Source organism: Geodermatophilus saharensis (genome assembly GCF_900188205.1).
GTDB classification, from domain to species: Bacteria; Actinomycetota; Actinomycetes; order Mycobacteriales; family Geodermatophilaceae; genus Geodermatophilus; species Geodermatophilus saharensis.
In genome coordinates this window covers 30,123-55,461 of record NZ_FZOH01000007.1, presented here as the reverse complement: position 1 = coordinate 55,461, position 25,339 = coordinate 30,123, and the positions used below count along the sequence as shown (strand labels likewise).

17 protein-coding genes and 1 pseudogene are annotated in these 25,339 nt (G+C 76.5%); 14 read left to right on the top strand and 4 right to left on the bottom strand.

From position 1 onward, the window contains the following. From CHC04_RS24285 to CHC04_RS16685, 4 genes and pseudogenes are all read left to right on the top strand, one after another. A pseudogene (locus CHC04_RS24285) lies at positions 1-747 on the top strand (PKD domain-containing protein); the annotation flags it as partial. After that, positions 744-1,763, top strand: coding sequence for a glycosyltransferase (locus CHC04_RS16695; protein WP_176450061.1), 1,020 nt, complete (start codon positions 744-746; stop codon positions 1,761-1,763). The pseudogene CHC04_RS24285 and the gene CHC04_RS16695, both read left to right, overlap by 4 nt. 13 nt (positions 1,764-1,776) lie before the next feature. Then, positions 1,777-2,787, top strand: a complete 1,011-nt coding sequence (locus CHC04_RS25035) for a glycosyltransferase family 2 protein (RefSeq protein WP_245817337.1) — start codon at positions 1,777-1,779, stop codon at positions 2,785-2,787. Then, positions 2,784-3,539 carry a polysaccharide deacetylase family protein gene (locus CHC04_RS16685; protein WP_245817335.1) on the top strand — a complete coding sequence of 252 codons (756 nt, stop codon included), beginning with the start codon at positions 2,784-2,786 and terminating at the stop codon, positions 3,537-3,539. Before CHC04_RS25035 ends, CHC04_RS16685 begins: the two co-directional genes overlap by 4 nt. A 23-nt stretch (positions 3,540-3,562) precedes the next feature. Here CHC04_RS16685 and CHC04_RS16680 read toward each other — a convergent pair whose 3' ends face one another. Genes CHC04_RS16680 through CHC04_RS16670 form a run of 3 tightly spaced genes read right to left on the bottom strand, consistent with a single transcriptional unit; the run spans position 3,563 to position 7,430 of the window. Further along, a complete protein-coding gene (locus CHC04_RS16680; RefSeq protein WP_089405083.1) occupies positions 3,563-4,600 on the bottom strand; it encodes a glycosyltransferase in 1,038 nt (345 codons plus the stop codon). A gap of 56 nt (positions 4,601-4,656) precedes the next feature. Then, positions 4,657-6,129, bottom strand: coding sequence for a lipopolysaccharide biosynthesis protein (locus CHC04_RS16675; RefSeq protein WP_089405082.1), 1,473 nt, complete (start codon positions 6,127-6,129; stop codon positions 4,657-4,659). Continuing rightward, positions 6,126-7,430, bottom strand: a complete 1,305-nt coding sequence (locus CHC04_RS16670) for a hypothetical protein (protein WP_089405081.1) — start codon at positions 7,428-7,430, stop codon at positions 6,126-6,128. Before CHC04_RS16670 ends, CHC04_RS16675 begins: the two co-directional genes overlap by 4 nt. A gap of 293 nt (positions 7,431-7,723) precedes the next feature. On the opposite strand from CHC04_RS16670, the gene CHC04_RS16665 reads away from it, so the two are divergent. Further along, positions 7,724-9,208: a tyrosine-protein kinase domain-containing protein gene (locus CHC04_RS16665; protein ID WP_176450060.1), complete on the top strand. Its 1,485-nt coding sequence runs from the start codon at positions 7,724-7,726 to the stop codon at positions 9,206-9,208. A 2-nt stretch (positions 9,209-9,210) separates the two neighbouring features. Further along, positions 9,211-9,801 (top strand): arsenate reductase/protein-tyrosine-phosphatase family protein, encoded by a 591-nt coding sequence (locus CHC04_RS16660; RefSeq protein WP_217897419.1) that lies wholly within the window; start codon positions 9,211-9,213, stop codon positions 9,799-9,801. Positions 9,802-9,808: 7 nt separating this feature from the next. Here the strand turns inward: CHC04_RS16660 and CHC04_RS16655 are convergent, their stop codons facing one another. Continuing rightward, entirely contained in the window at positions 9,809-10,963 is a 1,155-nt protein-coding gene (locus tag CHC04_RS16655) for a glycosyltransferase family 4 protein (RefSeq protein ID WP_176450059.1), read from the bottom strand. 270 nt (positions 10,964-11,233) lie between these two features. On the opposite strand from CHC04_RS16655, the gene CHC04_RS16650 reads away from it, so the two are divergent. The 8 genes from CHC04_RS16650 (at position 11,234) to CHC04_RS24280 (ending at position 25,269) form a co-directional block, all read left to right on the top strand. Further along, the gene (locus CHC04_RS16650; RefSeq protein ID WP_245817332.1) at positions 11,234-12,040 is read left to right on the top strand and encodes a CDP-alcohol phosphatidyltransferase family protein; all 807 of its coding nucleotides are present in this window, start codon (positions 11,234-11,236) and stop codon (positions 12,038-12,040) included. Further along, positions 12,037-12,810, top strand: a complete 774-nt coding sequence (locus CHC04_RS16645; protein ID WP_089405078.1) for a polysaccharide deacetylase family protein — start codon at positions 12,037-12,039, stop codon at positions 12,808-12,810. Before CHC04_RS16650 ends, CHC04_RS16645 begins: the two co-directional genes overlap by 4 nt. Before the next feature lie 26 nt (positions 12,811-12,836). After that, positions 12,837-13,646 carry an alpha/beta fold hydrolase gene (locus tag CHC04_RS16640; RefSeq protein ID WP_217897418.1) on the top strand — a complete coding sequence of 270 codons (810 nt, stop codon included), beginning with the start codon at positions 12,837-12,839 and terminating at the stop codon, positions 13,644-13,646. A gap of 137 nt (positions 13,647-13,783) precedes the next feature. After that, positions 13,784-14,242, top strand: a complete 459-nt coding sequence (locus CHC04_RS16635) for an FAD synthase family protein (RefSeq protein WP_089405261.1) — start codon at positions 13,784-13,786, stop codon at positions 14,240-14,242. A gap of 91 nt (positions 14,243-14,333) precedes the next feature. Continuing rightward, the gene (locus CHC04_RS16630; protein WP_089405076.1) at positions 14,334-15,575 is read left to right on the top strand and encodes an MFS transporter; all 1,242 of its coding nucleotides are present in this window, start codon (positions 14,334-14,336) and stop codon (positions 15,573-15,575) included. Further along, on the top strand, positions 15,568-16,605 hold the full coding sequence (locus CHC04_RS16625; RefSeq protein WP_089405075.1) for a TolB-like translocation protein: 1,038 nt from the start codon (positions 15,568-15,570) through the stop codon (positions 16,603-16,605). The genes CHC04_RS16630 and CHC04_RS16625 overlap by 8 nt, the downstream gene beginning before the upstream one ends. 331 nt (positions 16,606-16,936) lie before the next feature. Then, on the top strand, positions 16,937-18,382 hold the full coding sequence (locus CHC04_RS16620; RefSeq protein WP_245817330.1) for a sugar transferase: 1,446 nt from the start codon (positions 16,937-16,939) through the stop codon (positions 18,380-18,382). Further along, the gene (locus CHC04_RS24280) at positions 18,382-25,269 is read left to right on the top strand and encodes a DUF4082 domain-containing protein (RefSeq protein ID WP_176450058.1); all 6,888 of its coding nucleotides are present in this window, start codon (positions 18,382-18,384) and stop codon (positions 25,267-25,269) included. Before CHC04_RS16620 ends, CHC04_RS24280 begins: the two co-directional genes overlap by 1 nt. The last annotated feature ends 70 nt before the right edge of the window (positions 25,270-25,339 follow it).

Sequence of the window (25,339 nt, the reverse complement as noted above, 5' to 3'; positions counted from 1 at the left end):
TACACGGTGCGGTTGACGGTGTCCGACGCCGCGGGCCTGACCGGGACCACCACCCGGTCGGTGACCGTGACCGCGCCGCCCACCGGCCCGCAGCCGGGCGCGCCGCTGGCCGCCGACGCCTTCGAGCGCCAGGTCACCGGCGGGTGGGGCACGGCCGACACCGGCGGTCCCTGGGTGATCGGCGGCCCGGCGGCCAACGCCTCCGTGTCCGGCGGGCAGGGCCAGCTCCTGGTCCCGGCCGCGCAGTCGAACACGGCCGCCCTGACCCAGCTCTCCCGCCAGGACGTCGCGGTGCAGGTGGCGCTGACGCTGCCGCAGGCACCCACGGGTGGCGGCGTCTACGTCGGCGTGGCCACCCGCACGGTCGGCCTCACCGACTACCGGGCGAAGCTGCGGTTCCGTGCCGACGGCCAGGTCGAGGTCATGCTGGTCCGGACGGTGGACGACCAGGAGACGATCCTGGGCGGCTACCTGCTGCCCGGCGGCTACAGGCCCGGCACGTCGCTGACCGTCCGGTTCGAGAGCGCCGGCAGCGGCACCACGACCCTGCGGGTCAAGGCGTGGGCCACCGGCACCACCGAGCCGGCGGCCTGGGCGCTGGTCCGCACCGACGACGCCGCGGTGCTGCAGCGCGCCGGCACGGTCCTGCTCGACCAGTACGTGTCGGCCTCCGCCACCGCCCCCACCGCCGTCCGGTTCGACCAGCTGTGGGTCGGCGAGGCGGGCACGGCACCGGCCGCACCGTGACCGACACTGCCGTCGTGTCACCGGAGAACACCCTCCGCCTCCGGGCCGCCGCTCCCCGCGGCGGCCCGGAGGGGCTGGGCCTGGTCGTCGTCAACTACGGCTCCAGCGCGCTGCTGCGCCGGAACCTGGCGGCGGCCGGGCCGCTGGGACCCCACGTGCGCGTCGTGGTGGTGGACAACCACAGCACCGACGCCGAGCGCGCCGCGGTCACCGCGCTGGCCGCCGAGCACGGCTGGGAGCTGGTGGCGCTCCCGGACAACCGCGGGTTCGGCGCGGCCACCAACGCCGGGTTCGCCCGGGCCCGCGAGCTCGGCTGCGCCACCTTCTGCTGCCTGAACCCCGACGCCTCGGTGACGCCCGCGGTGCTCGAGGAGCTGCGCGTGGCCAGCCTGGCCGACCCGCTCGCCGTCATCGCCCCGCGGATCGTCGACTCCGCCGGGACGACCGTCTTCGCCGGGTCCACGCTGGGCCTGCGGGACGGCCGCACCGGCGCGCCGCACAGCCCCACCCGCTCCCGCGGGCCGGTCGAGGACTGGCTGACCGGGGCCTGCCTGGTGGTGTCGGCGGAGATGGCCGACCGGCTGGGCGGTGGCTACGACGAGGGCTACTTCCTCTACTGGGAGGACGTCGACCTCAGCCACCGGGCGCTGGCCGCCGGCGGCTCCCTGGTCGTCCGCCCCGACCTGGTGGCCGTCCACGACGAGGGCGGCACGCAGGGAGAGCGGCAGGGCGACGCCAAGTCCGACCTCTACTACCGCTACAACTGCCGCAACCGCCTCGTGTTCGCGGCGCGCAACCTGTCCCGCCGGCAGCTGCTCGGGTGGCTGCTGCGCACGCCGCGGGTCAGCTGGGAGATCCTGCTGCGCGGCGGCCGCCGCCAGCTGGTGCACTCGCCCCGCCCGCTGGCCGCCGCGGTCCGCGGCAGCCTCGAGGGCGCGGCGATCGCCCTCGCCGCGCTCGTCCGCGGCCCCTCATCCCCGCCCGTCGGGGTGAGGCGCGCACCGGCTCCCCGGTGATGGGATGCGGGGCGTGACCGCCACGACCACGGTGCCGTCGACTCCCGGCCTGCCCGACCCGGGCGGCGTGCGGGTCACCGTCGCCGTCCCGACGTTCCGGCGCCCGGACGAGCTGCGCGACCTGCTGCCGCGGCTGCTCGAGCAGGTGGCCGAGGTGACCGCCGGCGGCCGGTACGCCGCGGAGGTGCTGGTCGTCGACAACGACCCCGACGGGTCCGGCGCCGCGGTCGCGGCGGCCGTCCCGGGCGTCCGCGCCGTCGTCGAGGCCCGGCCGGGCATCGCCGCGGTGCGCAACCGGGCACTCGAGGAGGCGGCCGGGTCGCGGCTGCTCGCCTTCATCGACGACGACGAGCGCCCCTGCGAGAACTGGCTGACCGCGCTGCTGGCCACCTGGGAGGACTCCGGCGCCGCGGCGGTGTCGGGGCGGATCCTGGCCGAGTACGCCGGCCCGGTGGACCCCTGGATCCTCGCCGGCCGCTTCTTCGTCCGCCGCCGGATGCCCACGGGCACCGAGATCGACGTCGCCGCCACCGGCAACCTCCTCCTCGACCTCGACCAGGTGCGCGCCGCGGGCACCCGCTTCGAGTCGGCCCTGGGGCTGGCCGGCGGGGAGGACACGCTGTTCAGCCGCTCGCTGGCGCACGCGGGGGCCCGCATGGTCTGGTGCGACGAGTCGGCCGCGGTCGACCGCGTGCCGGCCGAGCGGACGACCCGCCGGTGGGTGCTCACCCGGGCCTGGAGCCACGGCAACGCCACGGTGCTCACCGAGCTGCGGCTGAGCGCCGGCGCGGTCGCCCGGCTGCGGATCCGCGCCCGCGGCCTGGTGCGCGGGCTGGTCCGGATCGCCGGCGGAGGGGCCCGCTGGGTCCTGGGCCGGGGAACCGGCTCGGCGGCCCACCAGGCCCGCGGGGCCCGCGCGGTCTTCCGCGGCCTCGGCATGGTGGGCGGCGCGCTCGGTGTCGTCTACGAGGAGTACGCCCGCGACGGGCGCCGGTGGCGCCTGGGCCGGGTCGCCCCCCGGTGAGCGCCACCGCGCTGGCCGCGCAGGCCACCCGCGCCGTCCGGCGCGGCGCGCTGACGCTGGCGCGCCGGGCCGCCGGCTCCGTTGCCGGGTCGATCGTGTCGGTCCGGACGGCGGCGCCGTCGGTGGCCCTGACCTTCGACGACGGCCCGGAGCCCGGCGGCACCGACCGGGTGCTCGCCGCGCTGGCCGACGCCGGCGCCACCGCCACGTTCTTCGTGCTCCTGACCCGGGTGCGCCGGTACCGGTCGCTGTTCGACGAGGTCGTCGCCGCCGGGCACGAGGTGGCCCTGCACGGCGCCGACCACCGCCCGCTGCCCACGCTCCCGCCCGGCGAGGTCCGGCCGCTGCTGCGCGCCGGCCGCGCGGAGCTCGAGGACGCCCTCGGCCGCGCCGTCCGCTGGCACCGGCCGCCCAACGGCCGGCAGACGCCGCGGACCTGGCGCGCGGTCACCGGCGCCGGGCTGACCCCGGTGCTGTGGGGCCCGACCACCTGGGACTGGCGGGACGTGCCGCACGAGCGGCGCCTGGCCAAGGCTTGGGAGGGGCTGCACCGCGGGGCGGTCGTGCTGGCGCACGACGGCTTCGCCGGCCCCGAGGACGGCGCGGACGACGGGCCGGCGCCGGTGCTGGACAAGGGCCGGCTGGTCCGCGAGGTGCTGGCCGGGTACGCCGCCGACGGGCTGCGCGCCCGGTCGCTGGGCGAGGTCCTGGCCGAGGGCACCGCCGTCCGCGAGGCGCGCTTCGTCCGCTGAGGTCCCTCGGGCCCCGCCGGCGTTCAGCGGCGCAGGGCCGCCCGGGCCCGCCGGTAGGCGGCCACGTGGGCGCGCCCGGCGTCGTCCCACTCCCGCCGGGACAGGTCCGGCGCGGCCGCCGGCGGCTCCGCGCGCAGCCGGTCGAGCGTGCCGGTCAGGTCCGCGCCGGTCAGCGGCGGCGTGTAGGTGTGCACCCAGCCGGCCCCGACCTCCTCGGCCAGCCGGCGGTTGACCGCGTTGTCCGGCACGAGGACCGGGGTGTCGAGCGACAGCGCGGCCAGCGCCCCGCCGGAGTTGTGCATCTCGCGGTAGGGCAGCACCACGAGCTCGGCCCCGGTGATCTCACCGACCAGGTCGGCGTCGGGGACGAACCCCAGTGACAGGCTGATCCGGGGGTCGGCCGCGGCGGCCTCCCGCAGCCGCTCGGCCAGCCCGTCGGAGGTCGGCCGGCCGGCGATGCGCAGGCTGAGCCCGGCGTCGGTCGTCTCGCCGAAGGCCTCCACCAGCCGGTCGACGCCCTTGTAGCGGCGCACCTGCCCGACGAAGGCCAGCCGGCCGGGACGGCGGTCGCGGCGCGGGTGCGCGGCGTACCAGTCGCGGTAGTGGCCGTGCACGATCGTCTCCACGGGCGTGCCGGCGTCGAGCTCGGTGCTGTCGTTGATCCGGATCCGCGCCGCCGTGACCCGCTCGGCCCACCGCAGCAGCACCCGCTCGCGCCGGGAGATGCCCTCGGGCAGCTCGAGGTTGTGCACCGTGCGCACCAGCGGCACGCGGGTGACCCGCAGGCGGAGCAGGAGGAGCACGAACAGCGCTTGGCGGACGAGCTTCTTCAGCGGGCCGTTGCCGTCGACGAGGATCTCCGGCCAGTGGGCGTGGAAGGCGTCGTAGCGGGCGGTCAGCGCCCGCCGCCAGGAGAAGGTGAGCACCCGCGTGCCGGGCACGGCGGCCAGCGCGTCCCGCAGCATCACCACGTAGGGGTTCGTCGTCTCCCGCGGCTCGGGGAAGGACTGCAGGACGGTGAGGGGCCGGCGCTCCGCGGCGGCCGGGACGTCGGCGCTCATGGCCGCGGTGTCCTCCTGGGTCGGGGAAGGGGCGGGCCGGGCCGCCGGCACGGCGGTCACCGCCGGGCCATCGAGCGGCCGAACGCGAGCACGCCGGCGAGGTCGGCCCGCACGGTGCGGGAGACGGCGGCCGCCAGGGCGACGATCGCGGCCCCGGCGAGCCCGGCGAGCAGGAGGACCACGGTGGTGGGCAGCGCACCGGCGGCCAGGGTGACCAGCCAGGCGGCGCCACCGGCGGGGACCGCGCAGCCGAGGACGCGCAGCGCCCCGGCCGCGAGCGTCCGGCCGGGGAAGTCGGTGATCCGCGAGAGCCACCACAGCGACAGCGGCCACTCCAGGCAGGCCGCCAGCGCGTAGCCGGCCGCCACGCCGACGACCCCCCAGGTGCTGCCGGCCAGGACGCAGGCCAGGCGCAGCACCGAGGTGCCCACCGTGTAGCGGAACAGCTGGGCGCCCAGGCCGCGGGACAGGTAGACCCACAGCCCGACGAAGGCCAGCGTCTGGGACGCCGCGGCCACGGCGAGCAGCGCGAGGATCGGCGCGACCCCGGACCAGCGCGGCCCCAGCAGCAGCTCCACCAGCGGCCCGGCGGCCCCGGCCACCACGCCCAGCGAGACGACGATCGGGAGGCCGAGGGCCAGCTGCCCGCGGCGCAGGTACTCGTCGAAGCGCTCGCGGTCGTCCTGCAGCCGCGCCAGCACCGGCAGGGCGACGGTGGTGGCGGGGGAGCGCAGCTGGTTCAGCGGGGTCATCAGCAGCTGGAAGCCGCGGTTGTAGAGCCCGAGCGCCGCCGCGTCGAAGCGCAGGCCGATGGTGACGGTGTCGACGTTGTTGCCGGCGTAGTTGACCAGCTGGGTGCCCACCAGGTGCAGCCCCAGCGTCAGGAACGGCCGCAGGCCCGGGGTGCGGCGCGGGCGCCCGGGCCACCAGCGCGCCGGGACGGCGACGAGGACCAGCAGGAGCGCGGACTGGACCAGCTGCTGGGCGACCAGCGCCCAGTACCCCGCCCCGAGGGCGGCCAGGGCGATCGCCACCGCCGCCGCGGTGGCCTGCGCGGCGACGTCGGCGGTCACCAGGGCGCCGAAGCGCATCTCGCGGGTCAGCGTCACCCGGTACTGGGTGGCCATCCCGTTGAGGACGAAGGTGGCCGACAGCGCGCAGGCGATCCCGGTCAGCGCCGGGCGGTCGAACAGAGCGGCCAGCAGCCCGGAGCCGGCGACGACGACGAGGCACAGCAGCACGCCGATCGCGGTGTTGATCCAGAACAGCGCGTCGCGGGTGTCCTCGGACAGCTCCGGTGCGCGGATCGCCGCGGTGCTCAGCCCGAAGTCGCGGACGATCTCCCCGATGCCCACGACGACGAGCACGATCGCCAGCAGGCCGTAGTCCTCCGGCAGCAGCAGCCGCGCCAGCACCAGGATGGAGCCGAACTGCACCACGGTGCGCAGCGCCTGCCCGACCAGCGTGATCCCGGCGGCCCGCGCGGCGCGCGGCGCGGCCGGCGGGCGCGGGGCCTCGGTGGCGGTCACGGCCGGACCGTTCCGGCCGGTGCGGCGAGCGGGACGGGGACGCCGTCGCGCGTCGCGGGGGCCTCCTGGTCCGGGTCCCCAACCCAGGGGCCGGCCGAGCCGAGCAGCACGAGGGCGACGAAGAGCACCGCCGTGGCGTTCCACTCCAGCAGGTCGAACGACATCACCATGCCGACGAGCAGGAGGGCCGCCGGGCGCACCTCGGGGACGCCGCGCAGCAGGCCGGCGACGACCAGCCCCAGCAGCGCGGCGAGGCCCACCAGCCCCGCGAGGGCGAAGGTGGTCACGAGCTGGTTGTCGACGGCGAAGAAGCCGTCGAGCTGCAGCAGGCCGGAGGCGAACAGGTCGTCCAGCGACCCCGTCCCGCTGCCGAGCAGGGTCTGCTCCACCGGGCGGTCGAGCAGCCGGCCGGCGGCGTCCAGCGCGGCCAGCCGGTGCGTCAGCGACCCGGTGCCCTCCAGGCTGGCGACCACCGGGAGCCGGGTGTCGTGCAGCACGAGCACCGCCCCGGCCAGGGCGAGCACGACCACCACGCGGGCGGTCGCGCCGATCCGCAGCGCCCGCGGCGTGAGGACGGCGACCACGGTGGCCAGGCACAGGACGAGGGCGGCGCTGCGGCTGCCCGACATGGCCAGGCCGTAGCAGGCCGCCGCGCCGGCGAGCACCCGGACGGGCACCGGCCAGCGGGTGACCGAGGTCAGGCACAGTGCGGCCGCCAGGGCCATCAGCGTGCCGAACGGGATGGGGTGGGCCATCGTCCCGGTGGACCGGCCGCCCAGCGCCGGGACCAGGTCGTTGACCCCGAACGTCGTCCCCGGGGTACCGAGGTAGCCCCACGGTGCGGGCACGCCCAGGTGCGCGCTGCCCAGGGCCACCGCCAGCTCGGCCAGGGCGAGCAGGACCAGGCCGCGGGCGAGCAGCCGCACGTCGGCGGGTCCGCAGTTCACCGCGAGCAGGCAGCAGCCGACGAGCAGCAGCGCCGTCGCCGTCCCGGCGACCAGCTCGTCGAGCGTGGCGTGGTGGACCGCGGACACGGTGGCCACCAGCAGCAGCACCGTCAGGAGCGTCACCGGCGTGGTCCAGCGCAGCCGGCGCGCGTGCTGCCACAGGGCCACGGCGACGGCGACCAGGAGCACCGCCAGCAGCGCCCAGGTGACCTTGCGCTCGGCGACCAGGGAGGGGACCGCGGTCCACGCCGTCACCACCGCGAGCAGGACCGCCCCGGGCCGGGTCAGCAGCGGACCGTGCCGGTCCCCGCGGTCGGATCCACCCCGGCGCTCGTCGCCGTCCCCCGTCGTCACGCGGCCAGTCTGCGGCCGGATCCGCGCCCTCCCGGCGTCCTCCGGAGGCCTGCCACCCGGAAGGGGCAGGACGCCGGCAGCCCCCCGCCGGTCACCCACGGTGCCGGACGACGGCCGCGTACGGCGGCCGGGCGGCCCGGGCTACCCGTTCGGGTCAGCCCCGGGCCGCGCGGGGTACGGGCACGGTCCCGTCTCGGTAACTTGCCGCTCGGATGGCAGCCGGCCACCCCACCGGGGCGCCGGCCGTCGCTGCCGAGCCCGTCCGATCGGTGCGTGCACGCACGGGGAGACTGATGAACCTGCACGAGTTCCTGCACATGCTGCGCCGCCGCTGGCGGTGGCTCGTCGCGGCCGCGCTGGCCGGCCTGGCCGTGGCCGGGGCCCTCTCCCTGACGACGCCGAAGTCCTACGAGGCCACCAGCAGCATCTTCTTCTCCCTGAGCTTCGGGGAGTCCGCCGACGACCTGGTGCAGGGCTCGGCGTTCGCGCAGAACCAGGTCGCCTCCTACGCGATGCTGGCCAGCACGCCGGCCGTGCTCGACCCGGTCATCGACGACCTGGACCTCGACACCACCGCCCGCCGGCTGGCCGGCCGCGTCGCCACCGAGGTGGTGGACGGGACCGTGGTCCTCGAGGTGCGCGTCACCGACACCTCCCCGGCTCGCGCGGCGGAGCTGACCAACGCCGTCACCGAGCAGCTCGTGGCGACCGTCGCCGACCTCGCGCCGGCCACCGCCGACGGGAACCCGACGGTGCGGGGCACCACGGTGTCGCCGGCGGTGGCGCCGACCGCGCCCAGCGCGCCCCGGACCACGCTGAACCTGCTCGTCGGCCTGATCGCCGGGCTGGCCCTGGGCACCGCGGCCGGGCTGACCCGCGACCTCACCGACACGCGGGTGCGCACCGCCGAGGACGTCGCCCGCGTCACCGACCTGCCGCTGCTGGGCGCGCTGGACACGCCGCCGGCGCGGGGCGGCCGCCGCGACCTCGTCGTCCTCACCGCGCCGCGCAGCCCCGCGGCCGAGGCCGTCCGCTCCCTGCGCACCGCCGTCCAGTTCTCCGCGGTCCCGGGCCGGCCGCTGTCGCTGCTGGTCACCTCGTCGCACTCCGGCGAGGGCAAGTCCACGGTGGCGGCCAACCTGGCCCTGGCCCTGGCCGACGCCGGCCTGCGGGTGGCGCTGGTCGACGCCGACCTCCGCCGGCCCTCCGTGGCCGACACCCTCGGCCTCGAGGGCGCCGCGGGCCTGACCACCGCGCTGATCGGCCAGGCCGACCTCGACGACGTCCTGCAGGAGTGGGGCAGCGTCGGGTTGTCGGTGCTGACCACCGGCCCGCTGCCGCCCAACCCGAGCGAGCTGCTGGCCTCGCCGGCGATGGCCGACGTCCTCGCCCGGCTCGAGCGGACCCACGACGTCGTGGTCGTCGACGGAGCACCCCTGCTGCCGGTCACCGACTCCGCCGTCCTGGCCCGGATCGTCTCCGGGACGATGGTCGTCGCCGACACCAGCCGGATCCGGCGCCCCGCGCTGGGCCAGTCCCTCGCGCTGCTGCGCCGGCTGGAGGTCCGCGTGGTCGGCGTCGTGCTCACCCACGTCCGCCAGCGGGCGCGCGACACCTACGGCTACGAGGCGGTCGACGCCCCGCCGGCCGAGCAGGTCGCGGACTCCTCCTGGCGGGCGCCGCTCACCCGCGGTCCCCGGTCCGCGCCCGCCCCGGTGGGGACGGCGCCGGCGGACACGCGCGGCGGCGCGCACGCCGAGCCGTCCGGCCGCTGGTGACGGTGCTGTCGTCCCGACCGCGCGGCGAGGACGGTGACCCCGCGGGGGTCACCGTCCTCGCCGTCTGCACCGCCAACGTCTGCCGGTCACCGGCGGCCGAGCGGCTGCTCGCCCGGCGGCTGGCCGGCTCCGGCGTCACGGTCACCAGCGCCGGCACCCGCGCCCGCCCCGGCGTGCCGGTGGACCCAGAGGTGGCCGCGCTGCTGGAAGCCGCCGGCGTCCCGGCGGAGCCCTCCGGGGCCCGGGAGCTGCGCCCGGCCGACGTCCGGCAGGCCGGGCTGGTCCTGGCGATGGCCCGCGAGCACCGCTCCGCGGTGGTCCAGCTGGTCCCGGCGGCCCTGCGCCGCACGTTCCTGCTGACCGACGCGGCCGACGTCGCCGAGGCCGTGGCCGCGGCCGGCTGGCCGCAGGACGTGCCCGCGTCGGCGGCGGCGCGGCTGGCGGCGCTGCCGGCGCTCGCGGCCCGGCACCGCGTGCCCGGCGCGACGCCCGAGGACGTCCCCGACCCCCACCGCCGTCCCCGGGAGGAGTACCTCCGGAGCTTCGCGGTGATCGAGGACGCCGTCGACCGGCTGGCCCGCGCGCTGGGCTGAGCGGGTCCTACGCGGCGGTCGGGAGGGTCCGGGCCGGGCCGGGCAGGACGGCGGCGGCCAGGGCCTGCGTGAACGCCGTCATCGAGAACCGGGCGCGGGCGTCGGCCCGGCCGGCGGCGCCCAGCGCCTCGGCCAGCCGCGGGTCGGCCAGCAGACGCAGCACCGCGTCGGCGAGCGCCCGCGGGTCGTCGGCGGGCACGAGCAGCCCCGTCTCGCCGTCGCGCAGGACCTCCGGCAGCCCGCCGATCCGCGTGGCGACGACCGGCCGCCCCAGCAGGAGGGCCTCGACCGCCACGAGGCCGAAGGACTCGACGCGGGAGGGCACGAGGACGACGTCGGCGGCGGCGACGTGCGGCGCGGGGTCCTGGAAGCCGGTGAAGACGGTGACGTCGTCGACGCCCTCCCGGACGGCGAGGTCGCGCAGGCCGTCCTCGACCGCCTCGTAGCCGGGGTAGCAGTCACCGACGAGGGTGAGCGTCACGTCGTGGCCGGCCTGCCGGACCAGCGCGGTCGCCCGGACGGCGGTGTCCTGGCCCTTGATGGTCGACAGCCGGCCGACGACCACGAGGCTCCGCGGCCGCCCCGGGGCCCGCTGCACGGCGGGGGCCACCGGCTCGCGGACGCCGTTGTGCACCACCCGGGTGCGCCGGGCGGCCCGCGCGCCGAGGGAGGCGCGGATCCAGGCCGCGGTGTCGCCGCTGTTGGCGACCACCGTGTCGGCGGCGAGCAGGGGGGACAGCAGCAGCGCGGCGGCCGGCCGCGGCATCGGCATGCTCTCGTGCACGTGGCACACCACGCGGACGCCGGCCAGCCGCCCGGCCAGCAGCCACTCGGGGGCGGTGACCGTGCTGACGTAGAGCACGTCGGCCCCCTGGGCGCGCAGCCAGGACGCCAGCGTCCCCACCGAGCGCAGGAAGCGACCGGCGAAGACGACGGCCCGGCGCGGGTCGCGCAGCTCGACCTTGCGCAGGACGGGGAACTCCTCGACCCGGACCTCGTACCCGCGGGCCCGCACCGCCTCGACCAGCGGGCCGGAGGTGGACAGCACGGCCAGGACGTCGGGGCCCAGGGCGGCCAGGCTCTCGAGGAACATCCGGTCGCTGCCGTAGAGGTCGGCGTGCGGGTGCACGGCCACGACGCGGCCGGTGCGAGGTCGTCCCACGGGGAGCTCCAGGTGTCGTCGGCCGGTGGCCGTCGCACCCGGCGACAGCGGCATCCCGACCGTGTCGGTGTCGCGTCCGGACGCTAGCCGGGGGCCGCGGGTGGTCACCACGTCCCGTGACCCCTCCGGGGGAGGCCTCCCGCGGCGGGGGTGGCCGGTCCCGCTCCTTCGGATGAGACCGGTCCCCGGGACCCCTCCCGCGGAGCCGCCGACGGCGAGACTCGGCGGGCCGGTCCGCACCCGCGGACCGCCCGATCCCCCGGAGGACCCGTGCTGCAGGACGACGTGGCGGTCGCGGACGCGCACACGCCGCCCGTGATCCCGACCCGGGCCCCGGCGCGTCCGGCTCCCGGCGAGACGCTGGCCGACACGGTCCGCCGCCTCGCCGGTGCCCAGAAGGGCGCGCACGGGGCCCCGGCGTACAGCCGGTTCGTGAACCGGCCGGCGGGACGGGTCCTGGCCGCGCTGGCCTTCCACCGCGGGCTCACCCCCGACGCCGTGACCGCCACGAGCGCCGTCGTCACCTTCTCCGCCATCGCGACGGTGGCGCTCGCGCCGCACTCCTGGTGGGTCGGCGTGCTCGTCGCCCTGGCGCTGGCCCTCGGCTACGCGCTGGACTCCGCCGACGGCCAGCTGGCCCGCCTGCGGGGCGGGGGCACACCGGCGGGGGAGTGGCTGGACCACGTGGTCGACGCGGCGAAGACCGTCTGCATCCACCTCGCCGTCCTCGTCGGGCTCTTCCGCCAGGGCGAGGTCGGTGACGGCTGGCTGCTGGTGCCGGTCGGGTTCGCCGCCTTCGACGTCCTCTACTTCTCCGCGATGCTCCTCAACGACGCGCTGCGCGGCGCCCACGGCGCCCCCACCCGCGCGGCGCCGGGCGCCGGGCGCGCCGGCGTCCTCCGCTCGCTGGTCGTCCTCCCCACCGACTACGGGGTGCTCTGCCTGGTGTTCGCGCTCCTCGGCTCCGCCCCGGCGTTCCTCTCCGCCTACGGCCTGCTCGCGGTCTGCACCGCCGCGTTCGTGCTGGCCGGCCTGCCGCGCTGGCGGCGGGAGATGACGCGCCTGGGCGCCCGGTGACCGCGACGTCGTCCCGGGGTGCCCAGACCCCGGAGGGCCGGGAGCGGCTGCGGGTCCCGCCCGTGCTCATGTACCACTCGATCAGCCCCTCGGCCCTGCCCGACCCGCACCGCGTGCGCGTGCACCCGCACCGGCTCGACCGCCACCTGCGGCTGCTGCGCCGGCTGGGCCTGCGCGGGGTGTCCCTCGCCGAGCTGGTCCGTGCCCACGACCGCGGCACGGCCGCCGGGCTGGTGGGGCTGACCTTCGACGACGGCTACACCGACTTCCTCGAGCACGCCGCGCCGGTGCTCGCCCGCCACGGGATGACCGGCACGGTGTACGTGGTCGCCGGCCGGCTGGCCGGCCGCAACGAGTGGGACGACGGCCCCCGGCTGGACCTGCTCGACGCCGGCGGCGTGCGCGCCGTGGCCGCCGCCGGGCACGAGGTCGGCAGCCACACGCTGCACCACGTCCACCTCCGGGGCGCCGACCCGGCCGTGCTCGCCGACGAGGTCGGCGGGAGCCGCCGCGTGCTGGAGGAGGTCCTGCAGGCGCCGGTGCCCGGCTTCGCCTACCCGTGGGGGGAGTTCGACGCGGCCGCGGCCGAGGCGGCGCGCGCCGCGGGCTACGACCACGCCTGCGTCACGGGCGACTACCTGCCCGGTGACCGGTTCACGATCCCGCGGTTCTACGTGGCGCCCGGCGACGGCGCACCGCAGCTGCTGGCCAAGCTCGCCCGGCACTCGTGGCGCATGCGTGGCGTGGAGGCCCCCGGGCCCGTCCGGTGAGCCGGCGGGCGGGCGTCCTCGCGGCGGTGACCCTGCTGCTCGGCGGGTGCGCCGCCGGCGCCCCGGGCAGCGCGCCCGGGGTGGTGGCGACCGCGTCCGGCCCGGCCGCACCGGCGCCGGTCCCCGGCACGGCGGCCGGCGAGCGGCTCGGACCGGGGACGCACTCCCTGCAGGTGGCCGGCGAGGCCGCCGTCGTCCTGGTGCCGGAGCGGCCCAACGGCCGGCTGGTGGTCTACGCCCACGGGTACGGCGCCGACCTCGGCGCGCTCGCCGACGACGAGGCGTTCGGCGGCCTCGCCCGGGGCCTCGTCGCCGCCGGCTACGCGGTCGCCGCCTCCGACGCCGGAGGGGACGCGTGGGGCAGCGCGGCGAGCGTCGACGCCCACGCCGCGCTGGCCGCCACGGCCCGGGAGCTGACCGGCGCCGGCGAGGTGTTCCTCGTGGCCGAGTCCATGGGCGGACTGGCCGGGGCGCAGCTGGTCACCGGCCGGCGGATCGCGGGGCTGCGCGCCTACGCCGGGATCGCGCCGCTGTGCGACCTCGGCTCGGTGTACGGGGCCTTCGCCGGGTCGGTCGAGGCGGCGCACGGCGCGGACGTCGACGCGGCCCTGGCCCGGCTCTCCCCGGTGCGGCTGGACGCCGACGTGCCGGTGCGGCTGTGGGCGTCCGACGAGGACACCGTCGTCGCCCGCGACCGCAACGCCGACGCGTGCGCCGGCCAGGTCCTCGCCGACGGCGGGACCGCGCGGGTCGTGGCGGCCCGCGGCCAGCACGGCGACCCGTCGCACTACGACCTCGACGGCGTGCTGGCCTTCTTCGCCGACCCCGCGGGCTGACCCCGCCGGCGCTCACGCGGCGTCACCGTGTCCCCCGACCGGGTGCATCCGGGCAGGGAGGACCCGTCCGGGGGATGACGGAGAGTGACCCCGGCTGGTCGACTGCCCGGGACGTCGGACGAGGTCCTGGGGGAGACATGACCGTCATCGGGTACGCGCCTGGCGCGTACGACCTGTTCCACATCGGCCACCTCAACGTGCTGCGGCACGCCGCGGCGCACTGCGACCGGCTGGTGGCCGGGGTCGTCGCCGACGACGTGCTCCTGGAGACCAAGGGCCGGCTGCCGGTGGTCCCGCTGGCCGAGCGGATGGAGATCGTGCGCAACCTGCGCTTCGTCGACGACGTCCACGCCGAGGTCGTGCCGGACAAGCTCGAGGCGTGGCGGGCGGTGCGCTTCGACGTCCTGTTCAAGGGCGACGACTGGCGGGGGACCCCGAAGGGCGAGCGGCTCGAGCGGGACATGGCCACCGTCGGCGTCACGGTCCACTACTTCCCGTACACGATGCACACCTCGAGCACCGCGCTGCGCCGGGCGCTGCAGGCGCTCGAGACCGCCGAGCCGGCGAACCGGACGGCGCCCGCGCGCCCGCGCTGAGGCCGGAGGGGCTCCCGGCGGCCCCGGAACGCACGCATACTGCGCCCGGCGCGCGGCGGCAGCACACCGACCGCCGCCGGGAGGAGGCCGGGTGTACGCCAGCGTGCGCGACGTCCCGCAGGCGGGCACGCCGACCGGGCGGGCCCGCACCCGGGTCGGCGGCACGGTGCTCGCCCTGGGCACGGTCAGCCTGCTCACCGACGTCTCGTCGGAGATGGTCGCCGCCGTCCTGCCCGTGTACCTCACGCTGACCCTCGGCCTCTCGCCGCTGGCGTTCGGCGTCGTCGACGGCGTCTACCAGGGCACGACGGTGCTCGTCCGACTCGCGGCCGCGGCCGCGGCCGACCGGTGGCAGCGGCCCAAGGCGACCGCGGTGCTCGGCTACGGGCTCTCGGCGCTGTGCAAGCTCGGCCTGCTGCTCGCCTCGGGCGCCGCCGCGCTGAGCGCGGTGCTCGCCGTCGACCGCACCGGCAAGGGGCTGCGCACCGCGCCGCGGGACACCCTCATCGCCGACGCCGCGCCGGCCGGGGCGCTCGGCCGGGCGTTCGGCGTGCACCGCGCCATGGACACCACCGGGGCGCTGCTCGGGCCGCTGCTGGCCGTCGCGCTGCTGTTCTACCTCCCCGGCGACTACGACAGCCTGTTCCTCGTCAGCGCCGTGTTCGCGGTGCTGGGGCTGGGCGTGCTGGTCACCTTCGTCCCCGAGCGCCGCCGCGCCGCCGACCGCCCGCCGGTCCGCTGGCGCCAGGTCGCCGCGCTGGCGGGCCACCGGCCGGTGCGGCGGGTCGCGCTCACCGGCGCGGTGCTGGGCCTGCTCACCGTCAGCGACGGGTTCCTCTACCTGCTCGTCCGCGAGCGGGAGGCGGTCAGCGCCGCGCTGTTCCCGCTGCTGTTCGTCGGCACCGCGGCGGTCTACCTGATCCTCGCCGTCCCGCTGGGCCGGCTCACCGACCGGGTGGGCCGGGTGCCGGTCATCGTCGCCGGCCACGTCGCCCTGCTGGCCGCCTACGCCGCGCTGCTCCTGCTGCCCGCCGACGGGCTGCTGCTGGCCGGGGTCGTCGTCGCGGCCCTCGGCGTCTACTACGCCGCCACCGACGGCGTCCTCGCCGCGCTGGCCGCCGAGATCGGTCCCGACGACGTCCGGACGTCGGGGATCGCCCTCGTGCAGACGGCGGTGGCGGCCGGCCGGTCGGCGTCGGCGCTGCTCTTCGGCCTGCTGTGGACGCTGACCGGGCAGTGGACCGCGCTCGCCGGGTTCGCCGTCGCGCTCGTCGTCGTCCTGCCCGCGGCCCGGTGGGCGCTGCGCGACCTGCGGGTCGGTCCCCGTGCGTGACCGCCGCCGGCTGCTGGCCTTCGTCCTCGCCGCGGTGCTGGTCGTCGCCGGCACGGTGGCCTACCTGCTGGTCCAGCGGCAGGGGGACGAGGCGGCCGCGGCCGCGGCGGCGGCGGCGGAGGCCGGCCGCACCCGGCTGGCGGTCGAGGACGTGCAACGGGTGCCGCACGTCGTCGTGCGGAACACCGAGCCGGGGCCCTCCTACGGCGAGGTCGCGCTGGTCCCCCTCGACGACCCCGGCGGCCCGCGGGCGGTCGTCGACCTCGCCTGCGAGCGCGTCGCGGCGGCCCGGGGCGGCGCCGTCTGCCTGCAGTCGGTGGCCGGGGTGGTCACCACCTACCGCGCCGTCTTCCTGGACGGGTCCTTCCGCGAGACCGGCACGGCCGACCTGCCGGGCGTCCCCAGCCGGGCCCGGGTGTCTGCCGACGCCAGCTACGCGGCGACGACGGTCTTCGTCACCGGGCACGCCTACACCGACGCGCAGTTCTCCACCGAGACCGTGGTGACCGACCTGACCGGCGGGACGCCGGAGTCGCTGGGGAACCTCGAGTCGTGGACGGCCACCGCCGCCGACGGGACGCCGGTGACCGCGGAGGACCGCAACTTCTGGGGCGTCACGTTCGTCGGGGACGGCCCGGACCTCTACGCCACCATGGGCACCGGCGGCGTCCGGTACCTGGTCCGGGGGGACGCCGAGACCCGCACGCTCACCGTCGTCGCCGAGGACGGCGCCTGCCCGTCGGTGTCGGCCGACGGGTCGACGATCGTCATGAAGGGGACCGACCCCGTCTCCCGCGCCCCGGTGCTGACCGTCTACGACGTGGGCACCGGCGAGCGCGCCCCGCTGGCCGAGGGCCGCGAGGTCGACGACCAGGTGGCCTGGTGGGGCGGGGACCGCGTCCTCTACCCCGTCGCGAGCGGCCTGTCCGGGTCCGGGGACTCCGACGTCTGGGTCACCGCCCCGTCCGGCGACAGCCAGCCGGCCATCCTCGTCCCCGACGCCGCCTCCCCCACCGTCGTCCTCCCCTGAGGCGGGACCTCCTCGGGCGTCGTCACTCGGTGTCACTGCAGCGGCACGGCAGCCCCGGGACCAAAGGCCTCAACAGCGGGATCGGCGCGCAAGGGGGTTGCGCTGGGTGACAGGCCTCTGGTTCGTTGGCGCCGCTCCAGCGCACGGTCGTGGCCTCTGGCCCGCGGTCCGGACGCGGAGGGCGGGGGCAGGCGCACGGCGTGCGCCCCCGCACACCTGAGTAGACAGGGGCGGGTCGATGGTCCTCCGTGACGTCCGGGAGGCGCAGTCGGCCGCGCTCGTGCCGGTCCCGCGATCGGCCCCCCCGGCGGAGGCACTCACGCCGGCGGCGGTGCCGGCTCCCACGTGGGCGACGGCCTCCGACGGCCTCCGCCGACCGGTGCCCCGCTGGCTGCGGGCCTACCACGTCGCCGTCGTCGGCAGCGACCTGGTGGCCGGTGCCGTCGCCGGCTCGCTGGCGCAGGTCGTGCGGTTCGGCACGGAGGTCGTGCCCTCCACCTGGATGGTCATGGGCCTGTTCCCCGTGCTCTCGGTCGTGGTCGTCGCGCTCGCCGGCGGCCACCGCAGCGCCCACCTCGGCACCGGGACCGAGGAGTACCGGGCCGTCATCCGCGCCGGCGTCGGGTGCCTGGCCCTCGTCGCACTCGCCTCCTACGCGCTGGCGCTCGAGCTGTCGCGCGGGCTGGTCGTGGTGGCGGTGCCCGCGGCCCTGCTGCTGACCGCGGTCGGGCGCCACGTCCTGCGGCGGTGCGTGCACCGGCTGCGCGCCCGCGGCCGGTGCCTGAACACGGTCCTGGCCGTGGGCCGGACGAACGCCGTCGCCGACCTCGTCCGGCAGCTCGAGCGCGACCGGCACTGCGGGATGGTGGTCGTCTCCGCCTGCGTGCCCGAGCCCCCGGTGGGCACCACGCTGGCCGGCACCGACGTCCCGGTCGCCGGGGACCTGCGGGCGGCGGCGCGGCTGGCCCGGGAGCTCGACGTCGACGCCGTCGCGGTCACCAGCTCCAGCGAGACCGCCGCGGTCTACCTCCGGCGGCTGTCCTGGGAGCTGGAGGGCAGCGGCATCGAGCTGCTCGTCGCCCCGGGGCTGATGGAGATCGCGGGCCCGCGGATGCACGTGCGCCCCTTCATCGGCCTGCCGCTGGTGCACGTCGAGGAGCCGGACTTCACCGGCCCGAAGCGGCTGGTCAAGGAGCTCATCGACCGGGTCGCCGCGGGCCTCGCCCTCGTCGTCCTGCTCCCGGTGCTCCTGTCGGTCGCGGTGGCCGTGCGGCTGGACAGCTCCGGCCCCGTCCTCTTCCGGCAGGTGCGGGTCGGCCGGCAGGGGCGCACCTTCTCGATGCTCAAGTTCCGCACGATGTGCGTCGACGCCGAGCAGCGGCGGGCCGAGCTGGCGGCGCGCAACCAGAACGGCGACGGGCCGCTGTTCAAGGTGGCCGACGACCCGCGGGTCACCCGCGTCGGGCGGGTGCTGCGCCGCTACTCCATCGACGAACTGCCCCAGCTGTGCAACGTCCTGACCGGTCGCATGTCGCTGGTCGGCCCCCGGCCGCCGCTGCCCGACGAGGTCGCCGTCTACGACGACTCGGTCGCCCGGCGGCTGCTGGTCAAGCCCGGGCTGACCGGCCTGTGGCAGGTCTCGGGGCGCAGCGACCTCACCTGGGACGAGGCCGTGCGGCTGGACCTCCGCTACGTGGAGAACTGGTCGCTCGCCCTGGACCTGCAGATCCTGTGGAAGACGTTCCACGCCGTCGTCCGGCCCCTGGGGGCGTACTGATGGACAGCGTCCACGCCGTCCGGCGGCTCTTCGTCGTGCTGGTCGCCGTCGCGCTGGCGACGGTGGGTCTCGCCACCGTGCCCCAGCGGGCGGTCGCCGCGGACCCCTGCGCCGCCCCCGTGGTCAACCAGGTCGCCTGCGAGAACACGAAGCAGGGGAGCACCGACTGGGTGGTGACGCCCGACAGCAGCATCGAGGGCTTCACCACGGACATCAGCGCCGACCTCGGCGACCGCGTCGACTTCAAGATCCGCACCAACTCGCGCGACTACCGGGTCGACGTCTACCGGCTGGGCTGGTACGGCGGCGCGGGCGGCCGCCTGATCGGGTCCGTGCGTCCCAGCGCACCGCTACCTCAGCAGCAGCCCGACTGCCTGCGCGAGGCGGCCACCGGCATGGTCGACTGCGGCAACTGGGCGGTCTCGGCGAGCTGGACGGTGCCCAGCACCGCGGCCTCGGGCGTCTACGTCGCCGTCCTGCACCGCAACGACACCGGGACGGAGAACCAGGTCACCTTCGTCGTCCGTGACGACGCCAGCCGCTCGGACGTCGTCTTCCAGACCTCGGACACCACCTGGGCGGCCTACAACGACTGGGGCGGTGCCAGCACCTACTACGGGGACGGCCCCGGGGGAGCCGGCCGGGCCTACTCGGTCAGCTACAACCGGCCACTCGCCGCGGGCGCGTCCGCCGGACAGGTGGCCTACGCCGAGTACCCGATGATCCGGTTCCTGGAGCGCAACGGCTACGACGTCTCCTACATCGCCGGGGTCGACACCGACCGCCACGGCAGCCTGCTGACCAACCACCGGCTGTTCCTGTCAGTCGGTCACGACGAGTACTGGTCCGGTCCGCAGCGCGCCGCCGTCGAACGGGCGAAGGCGGCCGGTGTCCACCTGGCATTCTTCAGCGGCAACGAGATGTGGTGGCGGTTCCGCTGGGGCCCGTCGATCGACGGCTCCGGCACCGGCCACCGCTCGCTGATCGTCTACAAGTCCAGTCTCGACGGCGCACAGACCGACCCCTCGGGCGAATGGACCGGCACGTGGCGCGACCCGCGCTTCCGCCAGCCCGGTGTCACGCCGGAGAACGCACTGATCGGCCAGCAGTTCCGGGTCAACGGGAACGGAGCGGGCTCCCGCGCCGACTCCCTCAGCGTCCCCGCCGAGTACGGGAAGGCACGGCTGTGGCGCAACACCGCCGTCGCCGCCCAGTCCTCCGGCGGCACCTACACCTTCGGGCCCGGGACGCTCGGCTACGAGTGGGACTCCGACGTCGACAACGGGTTCCGGCCGGCCGGGATCGCCCACCTGTCCGACACCGTGGTGGACGTCGCCGAGGCGGACGTGCTGCAGGACGACTACGGCGTCCGTTACGCCCCGGGGAAGGCCACCCACAACCTGACGCTCTATCGCGACCAGGCCAGTGGCGCGCTGGTCTTCGGGGCAGGGACCGTCCAGTGGTCCTGGGGACTGGACGACGAGCGCGCCGGTGGCGGTCCGGCCGTCGCCAACACCCCCATGCGGCAGGCCACGGTGAACCTCTTCGCCGACATGGGAGTCCAGCCCGCCACGCTGCAGAGCGGACTCGTGGCCGCGACCGCGAGCACCGACACCAGCCCGCCGCAGGTGACCATCACCGCGCCCGGCGGCGACGGAGTCGTCGTCGGATCAGCGGTCACCGTCCGCGGGACGGCCACCGACGTCGGCGGCGGCATCGTCTCCGGGGTGGAGGTGTCGGTCGACGGCGGCACCACCTGGCACCCGGCGCAGGGCCGGGCCGAGTGGTCCTACACCTGGACGCCCACCGCCTCGGGACCTCTGGCCGTGCGCGTGCGCGCGGTGGACGACAGCGCGCGCCTGTCCGCGCCGGTCAGCCTGGACACCTCGATCGGCCAGCGCACCTGCCCCTGCAGCATCTGGCCGGACTCCGCCGTGCCCGCCACACCGGCGGCGGCGGACACCACGCCGCTGGAGCTGGGGCTGCGGTGGCAGTCGCAGGTCGCCGGCTACGTCACGGGGATCCGCTTCTACAAGGGCGCGGGCAACAGCGGGACCCACACCGGCAGCCTCTGGACCAACGACGGTCAGCTGCTCGCCACCGGCACCTTCACCGGCGAGACGGCAACCGGATGGCAGACGCTGACGCTCAAGACACCGGTGGCCGTCTCGGCCGGGACGACGTACGTGGTGTCCTACTTCGCGCCTGCCGGGCACTACGCCGCCGATGCCGGGTACCTCACCGCGGCGGCCACCACGAACGAGCCGCTCACCGCCCTCCGCGACGGCGCCGACGGGCCCAACGGTGTGTACCGCGTCGGCGGGCCGGCCTTCCCGACGAGCACCTACCAGGGCGCCAACTACTGGGTCGACGTGGTCTTCCAGAGCACCGCGCCGCCGGACACCACCGCACCGTCGGTGGCCCCCGGCAGCCCGCTCGACGGCAGCAGCAGCGTGCCGCAGTCGACGGCGATCACCGCGGTGTTCGACGAGCCGGTGGAGGCGACCAGCATCCGCATCGGCGTCACCGGAGCCGGCGGCTCGGCCATCGCCGGTGCCACCAGCTACGACCCCGGCACGCGGACCGCCACCTTCCGGCCCGCGGAGCAGCTGGCGCCGGCGACCCGCTTCACGGTCACGGTCTCGGCCGCCCAGGACGCCGCAGGGAACCCCCTGGCCTCGCCGGTCACCTGGTCGTTCACCACAGCGCGGCCGCCCGCTGCGCCGGGCGTGTGCCCGTGCAGCGTCTGGGACGACACCGCGGTCCCGGCCGTGGTCAGCGTGGCCGACCCCGCAGCGGTCGAGCTCGGGATGCGCTTCCGTGCCGACACCGACGGGACCGTCTCGGGCGTGCGCTTCTACAAGGGGCCGCAGAACACCGGGACGCACACCGGGACGCTGTGGTCGGCCGACGGCCGACAGCTCGCCCGTGCCACCTTCTCCGGCGAGTCGACGGCCGGCTGGCAGGAGGTCGCGTTCGACCAGCCCGTCGAGGTGACCGCCGGGACGACGTACGTGGTCTCGTACCACACCGACACCGGCTGGTACTCCGCCACGGCGAGAGGCCTGTCCGAGGCCGTGGTCCGCAGTCCCCTCACCGCCCTCGCCGATGGTGCTGACGGTCCCAACGGCGTCTACGTCTACGGCGCCAGCGCCTTCCCCACGCGGCCGGGTTCGGCCAACTACTGGGTCGACGTCGTCTTCCGGCCGGCTCCGGACACCCTGCCGCCGACGGTGACGAGGACGGCGCCCGGCACCGGGACCACCAGCGTTCCCGTCGACGCCGCCGTGTCCGCGGCGTTCAGCGAGCCGGTTGACCCGGCCTCGATCACCGTCGCGGTGTCCTCCGCCGCCGGTGCCGCAGTTCCCGGGACGACGGCCTACGACGCGCAGACCCGCACCGTCCGGTTCACGCCGACCGCACCGCTGGCGCCTGCCACCGGCTACACCACGACCGTGTCCGGGGTGCGCGACACCTCCGGCAACGCCATGGCCGCGCCGTGGACGTGGTCGTTCACCACCTCGGGTGTCGGGGCCTGCCCCTGCACGCTCTTCAGCGACGCCGTCCCGGGTAACCCGGCCACGGACGACGGCCGGTCGGTGGAGCTCGGCACCCGGCTGCGCTTCGAGGTCGACGGCTGGGTGACCGGTGTCCGGTTCTACAAGGGCCCGGGCAACACCGGCACCCACACCGGCACCCTGTGGAGCAGCGACGGGCAGCCGCTGGCCACGGGCACCTTCACGGCCGAGACGGCCTCGGGCTGGCAGCAGCTGACCTTCGCCAACCCCGTGCAGGTGACGCAGGGGACCACCTACGTTGCCTCCTACCACGCGCCCTCCGGGCACTACTCCGCCGACGTGGGCTCCTTCACCGACCGCGGTCGGGTCAACTCCCCGTTGCGTGCCCTGGGCGACGGTGAGGACGGCCCGAACGGGGTCTATGCGTACGGGCCGGCCACCACCTTCCCGACGGGCACCTACCGCAGCTCGAACTACTGGGTCGACGCGGTCTTCGTGACCGACCCGCCCACCGACACCACCCCGCCGACGGTGACGACGACCTCGCCCGGGGACGGCTGGTCCAGCGTCCCCGTCGACTCGCCGGTGCAGTTCAGCTTCGACGAGGGGATCCGGGCCGACACGGCGGTCGTCCGGGTCACCACGACGCAGGGGATCGAGCTCGCCGGCGCCGTGACCGGGTTCGGCGCGCGCACCGTCGTCTGGCGGCCCGACGCCCCGCTCCCGCCGGGCACCGGGATCACCGCGACGGTCGAGGGGACGCGGGACCTGGCCGGCAATCCCATGGCCGGACCCATCAGCGTCTCCTTCACCACCGCGGCCGGGCAGTCCGCCGGCTGCCCGTGCACGCTGTTCCCGGAGAGCACGGTGCCGACCGTGGCCGCCGACAGCGATGCGAGCCCCATCGAGCTGGGCGTGCGGTTCAGTTCCGACACACCCGGGTCGGTGACCGGAGTGCGGTTCTACAAGGGGCCCGGCAACACCGGCACGCACACCGGCAGCCTGTGGGCGCCCGACGGGACCAGGCTCGCGACGGCCACCTTCGTCGGGGAGACCTCCGGCGGCTGGCAGCAGGTGCTCTTCGACAGCCCGGTGCCGGTGACTCCCGGGGTGACCTACACGGCGAGCTACCACACCGACACCGGGCACTACAGCTACACACGGGGTGTCTTCGAGTTCACCGGGGTCGACCGGGGACCGTTGCACGCGCCCCGGGCGACCGCGACCGAGCCCAACGGCGTCTACGTCTACGGTGCCTCGGCCATGCCGACCCGCGGGTCGAGCACCGACTACGGCGTGGACGTCGTGTTCGTGACCGATGGCAGCACCACTCCGCCGCCGCCACCGGGCGCGGACACCACGCCACCCCAGTTGGTGCGCACGGCGCCCGTCGACGGGACGACGGACGTGAGCACGACCGCGCCGGTCAGCGCCACGTTCTCCGAGCCGCTGGCCGCGTCCTCGGTCCGCTTCACCCTGAACGGGCCGGCCGGGCCCGTCGCCGTCGTCGCCGGGCTGGACGCCGCGGGCACGACGGTGACCGCCACACCGACCGCGGCACTCGGGGCCCAGACGACGTACACGGCGAACCTGGTGGTCGCCGACCCGGCCGGGAACCCCGTGCCCACGCCGGTGACGTGGACCTTCACCACGGGCGCGGCCACGAACCCGCCGGCTGCGGGCAGTTGCCCGTGCACGCTGTTCGCCGACGGCTCGACACCCGCGGCGGTCGCCGACGGCGACTCCGCGGCGGTGGAACTGGGCGTGCGCTTCAGCGCCGACACCGCCGGCGTGGTCACCGGGGTGCGCTTCCACAAGAGTGCTGGCAACACCGGCACGCACACCGGCAGCCTGTGGGCGCCCGACGGGACCAGGCTCGCGACGGCCACCTTCGTCGACGAGACCGCGAGCGGCTGGCAGACGGTGCTCTTCGACACGCCCGTCCCGGTCTCGCCGGGAGTGACCTACACCGCCAGCTACCACACCGACACCGGGCACTACAGCTACACACGGGGTGTCTTCGAGTTCAGCGGGGTCGACCGCGCGCCGCTGCACGCACCGCGGGCGACCGCGACCGAGCCCAACGGCGTGTACGTCTACGGTACCTCGGCCATGCCGACCCACGGGTCGAGCACCGACTACGGCGTGGACGTCGTGTTCGTCCCGCAGGCTCCGCGGCTCACGGCGGCGGCGACCGGGGAGGCGGCCCCCGCGCCGACCGGGCCGGCGACGACGTCGGAGCCGTCCCCGTCGACCACGACTGCGCCGCCGCCCTCGACGTCGGCCGAGTCGCCGGCGACGACCTCCCCGCCGTCCACCACGTACCCGGGGACCCCGGCGTCGCCGCCGGCGACGACCACGCCGCCGACGACCACGCCGCCGACGACGACCGCGCCACCGGCGACGACGTCCGAGGCACCGGCGACGACCTCCGAGCCGCCCCCGACGACGACCCAGACGCCGACGACGACGGCGCCACCGACCACGACGGCGCCGCCCCCGACGACGACCCCGCCACCGCCCCCGACGAGCGCCCCCGCCCCGCCGCCCCCGACGACGACCGCACCCGCTGAGCCGTTCTCGCTGTTCGGGCCCGGGGACACGCCACCGGTCGCGGCGGTGGGTGACACCGCCGCGACCGAGATCGGCACGAGGTTCACCACCTCGGCCGCCGGCTGGGTGACCGCGCTGCGCTTCGCCAAGGGCACGGGTGCCACCGGCACGCACGTGGGCAGCCTGTGGACCGCGGACGGGCAGCGGCTCGCCACGGTGCGCTTCACCGATGAGACGGTGTCGGGCTGGCAGACCGCCGTCCTCGCGCAACCGGTCGCCCTGCGCGCGGGCCAGGAGTACGTCGTCAGCTACACCGCCCCGCAGGGTCGGTGGTCGCAGACGCCGTCCTGGTTCACCGCCGACCGCAGCAGCGGACCGCTCACCGCGCCGGCGGACCGGCAGGGTGCTCCCAACGGCGTCGCGGGTTTGGCCGGCGTCTTCCCGGACAGCCCGGCGGACGGGGCGGCGTTCTGGGTGGACGTCGTCGTCGCCACGACGGAGCCGCCGGGCGTCGGCACCGACACCGCGGCGCCGTCGGTGACGGTCACGGAGCCGCAGGGCACCGGCCCCGTGACCGCGACACCGAGTGCGGTGTTCAGCGAGGCGGTGCAGGACGTCCGGATGACTATCACCGGACCGGACGGCTCGCCGGTCCCGGCGACGCTCAGCTGGGATCCCAGGACCCTCGTCGCCCGGCTCCAGCCCGAGCAGCCGCTGACGGCGGGAACCACCTACACCGTCACCGTCGACGCCGCCCGTGACGCCGCCGGCAACGCCCTGGCCGGACCGGTGACGTGGACCTTCGACGGTCGGTGAGCCACGGGGCGCGGATCTGAAAGAGGCGCGACGCGAGGCCACCCGAGACGGGCGGACGCACACCAGACTG